This window comes from Phaeobacter sp. JH20_08 (assembly GCF_048056635.1).
Taxonomy (GTDB): domain Bacteria; phylum Pseudomonadota; class Alphaproteobacteria; order Rhodobacterales; family Rhodobacteraceae; genus Phaeobacter; species Phaeobacter bryozoorum.
In genome coordinates, this window is sequence record NZ_JAYMVV010000009.1 from 1 (window position 1) to 693 (window position 693).

General features: G+C 53.5%; 1 protein-coding gene and 1 pseudogene. Both read left to right on the forward strand.

From position 1 onward, the window contains the following. Positions 1 to 273, forward strand: a 273-nt coding sequence (locus tag VWY75_RS09375; RefSeq protein WP_416537603.1) for a hypothetical protein, incomplete at its 5' end; no start/stop codon positions are given. 145 nt (positions 274 to 418) lie between these two features. Continuing rightward, a pseudogene (locus VWY75_RS09380) lies at positions 419 to 693 on the forward strand (integrase); the annotation flags it as partial.

The window sequence follows — 693 nt, forward strand, 5'->3', positions numbered from 1 at the left end:
ATGCGGCGGCAGGGTTGCAGCGAAACTTCACCAGGACGCTTCTACCAGACGACGCCAGGCAGCCCGAAGGAGACATTCGCACTAAGCGCAGCGCGCACTTCGCTGCAGGCGCGAAGCATTTGGGCCATTTTTCCAAAAGCCGCCATTCAGCAACCGGCGGTGGCTCTGGCTGATGCTGTGGTCAGCACCAGGGGTACCTTTGCGCAGGAAGCGTCATTTGCAAAGTCAGAGCTTCTTTCATGCTCCTATCGCCGCTCTGCTGCATTGCAGTGAAGCAAAGCAGACTTCTTTGCATTGTAATCCTCTAACGAAGAATACTTCGAAGTCTTTCGACCTACGGATGGACTTCAGATGCTATCCATAGACCGTTGGCGAAATGCCAAGGATGTGGAGGGTTGCGGTGGTCGGAGGACCAACTATGTCAATTCCTAACCTTCCCGCAATTCGCATGCGTCACGCTCCCTGGAACAAAGGGCGTATCATAGGCCAAAAACGTCCTTTGCGTCCCAAGCATGTCTGGGCAATTCGCGTTCGCCTTGAACTCTCCGATAGGGTGCGTGATCTGGCACTCTTCAACTTGGCAATAGACAGCAAACTCAGAGGATGTGATCTCGTCCGTTTGCGTGTTGTTGACGTTTATGCAGCAGGCAACGTGAGAGAACGCGCGTCCATAACCCAAAGCAAAACCAGTCA